The following is a 3054-nucleotide window of genomic DNA, read 5'->3' as shown; positions in this document are numbered from 1 at the left end:
ACCGATGACCTCTTGCATGCCATGCAAGCGCTCTCCCAGCTGAGCTATACCCCCTGAAGCAAAGAAACAGTGTTTTTCTGCTGCAATGCAAAAATTGTAGCACAGGCTTTTTAGTGCTTCAGGGAAAACGCTCAACAATTTATCGTAAACATAAAAAAGGGATGCAGCAAGCATCCCTTTTCACTTCAGCACATCAAGCGCATTAGTTCACAGCGCCGCCATCACGGATACGGTGCATTTCTCCAATGTCCACCGTCCAGACCAGACCATCACCGATCTGACCGGTGCGGCAAGCCATGACGATGGCTTCGCGAATCGGCTCCACCATGGACTCATCCACGATGACGCAGACCATGAGCTTGTCCGAAAAATCGGTCAACTCATCCTTGACGGTACGCTTGTCCACCGCAGCCGGGGCCGTAAAGCCCTCAGCCTTGAAAATGGTCACGCCGGGAAAGTTAGGAATGGCGCGCAGCGCAGTGCGCAGGCGCTCCAGACGACTGGGCCGCACAATGGCCCGGATTTCCTTCATCGGCATAGATTCACTCTCCTTTTTAGTATTCACGCGTCAAAACTGACGCTCCTCACGCAAGAAACAGCAAACAAGGGCTGCCCCACAGTGAAGCTGTTGTCCCCTCCCTAAAAGAGAAGGGGAAGGCGCGCAAAGCGCCTCAGGGGGTGCTTAAGCCTCAGTCGGCTTCTCATCAAACCAGCGGTACAGCGTAGGCAGCACCACCAGCGTCAGAAGAGTCGAGGTAATCAGACCACCGATCACCACAATCGCCAATGGGCGTTGGACCTCAGACCCAGGACCCGTCGCAAACAGGAACGGCACCAAGCCCAGCAAAGCGACTGTCGCGGTCATCATCACCGGGCGGAATCGCTGAATACAGCCTTCACGCACGGCTTGCGCCACATCCATTCCATCCTGTCGCAGCTGGCGAATGCTGGAGACCAGCACCACGCCATTGAGCACAGCAATACCCCATAGAGCAATAAAGCCCACGGAGGCTGGCACGCTCACATACTCACCCGTGACAAACAAACCGATCAGGCCACCAATCGATGCGAATGGCAGCACCAGAATGATCAGGCTGGCGATCTTGATGGAGTTGAACAACAGGAATAGCAGGAAGAAGATGGCCACGATGGTCAACGGCACGATTACCTGCAGCGTGCCCATGGCGCGCTCCATGTTCTCGAACTGGCCACCGAACTTGAAGTAGTAGCCATCAGGCAGCTTGACTTCCTTCTCGAGACGCTGCTCGACCTCGGCCACAAAACCGGCCAGGTCACGCCCTTCGACGTTGGCACCCACCACCACACGGCGCTTACCGCCTTCACGGCTGATCTGCGCAGGGCCGTCCACCAGTTCAATCTTGGCCAGACTACTCAACGGCACTTGCGCGCCAGCGGAGGTCGTCAACAAAGTTGCGCCAATTGCCTGAGCCGAGCCACGATAGACCTCGGGGAAGCGGACAACCACGGAGTAGCGACGCTCGCCTTCATACAACGTGGTCACGTCCTTGCCGCCAATGGCGGATTCCAGAACGCTTTGTACATCGGCCACGTTGAGACCATGGCGGGCAATTGCCTTGCGGTCAATATCCACCGTCAAAGCCTGCTGACCCGACAGACGCTCAATACGAATGTCTGTGCTACCAGAGACGCTTTTCAGAATACGCGCTACTTGCTCGGAGACATCCTTGAGCTCAGTCAGCTCATCGCCAAACACCTTGATGGCCAGCTGCGAACGCACGCCCGTCACCATTTCATCCACGCGCTCAGAAATAGGCTGCGACAGCACAATCTGCACGCCCGGAATCTTGGACAGACGCTGACGAATCTCTTCGTCGATCTCATCCTGCGTGCGTTCAGACTCAGGATCCAGCAGCACGATGGGGTCAGACTCATTAGGGCCGGCAGGATCAGCAGGCGATTCGCCACGACCCAACTTGGACACCACAGACTTCACACCAGCCACTTGCGCCACTTCCTTCATGGCAGCCATTTCCATGCGGATGGATTCATCCAGAGAAATGCTTGGCACGCGGTTGATCTGCGGCGTCAAGGCACCTTCCTTCATGGTGGGCATGAAAGACTTGCCCAGGAGGGGAAACAAACCCAGCGAGCCGATGAGCAGAGCCACAGCGACAGCCAGAGTCAGGCGATTGCGTGCGGTAGCACCATCGAGCAGGTTCAGGTAGTGACGCTTGAGGAAGCCAATCAATTTGGTATCGTGGTCCGCACCGCCCTTGAGGAAGTACGAGCACAGCACGGGCGACAGGAACAGCGACACGGCCAGCGAAATCGCCAGAGCCATGGCAATGGTCAGCGCCAGCGGGCCGAACATCTTGCCTTCAATGCCTTGCAGCGTCATCAGCGGCAGGAACACCAAAATAATGATGGCGATACCGAAGATCGTGGGCGTAGCCACTTCCACCGTGGCAGACAGCACAGTACGGATGCGCTCACCGCGCGAATCGCCAGCCTGCCCCAGTTTGTGGAAGACGTTTTCCACCACCACCACGGTCGCATCCACCATCAGGCCGATGGCAATGGCCAACCCCCCCAGCGACATCAAGTTGGCCGAGATGCCGTACTTGTTCATCATGATGAAGGTCGTGAGCGGCGTAATGATCAGCGTCGCCACAACGATCAGGCTGGAACGCACATCGCCCAGGAACACAAACAGCACGATCACCACCAGGAAGATGCCTTCAATCAGCACCTTGCCCACGGTCCACAGAGCCGAGTCCACCAGATCGGTACGGTCGTAGTAAGAGACGATCTGCAAGCCGCCGGGCAGCATGCCCTTGGTATTGATCTCGTCCACGCGCTCTTTCACGCGGGTCACCACTTCCTTGGCATTGCCGCCGCGCATCATCAGCACAATGCCGGAAACGCCTTCGGTATAGCCACCCTTGATGATGGCGCCCTGGCGCACTTCGGCATCAATCTGCACCTTGGCCACATCACGTACATAGACAGGCACCCCACCCTGCTCCTTGAGCACGATGTTGCCAATATCTTCCAGCGAGCGAATCATGCCCA

2 protein-coding genes are annotated in these 3054 nt (G+C 57.0%); both read right to left on the bottom strand.

Annotation, left to right across the window (positions count from 1 at the left end):
• Window positions 1–202: 202 nt before the first annotated feature.
• Window positions 203–538 (bottom strand): P-II family nitrogen regulator, encoded by a 336-nt coding sequence (locus RSF91_RS19705; RefSeq protein WP_332569990.1) that lies wholly within the window; start codon window positions 536–538, stop codon window positions 203–205.
• 144 nt (window positions 539–682) lie between these two features.
• A partial coding sequence (locus RSF91_RS19700; protein WP_332569989.1) for an efflux RND transporter permease subunit occupies window positions 683–3054 on the bottom strand: 2372 nt, incomplete at its 5' end.

The sequence above is a fragment of the Comamonas sp. genome (assembly GCF_036643215.1).
Classification (GTDB): domain Bacteria; phylum Pseudomonadota; class Gammaproteobacteria; order Burkholderiales; family Burkholderiaceae_C; genus Comamonas.
The sequence above is the reverse complement of the archived record's forward strand: the minus strand, read 5'-3'. Positions and strand labels throughout refer to the sequence as shown.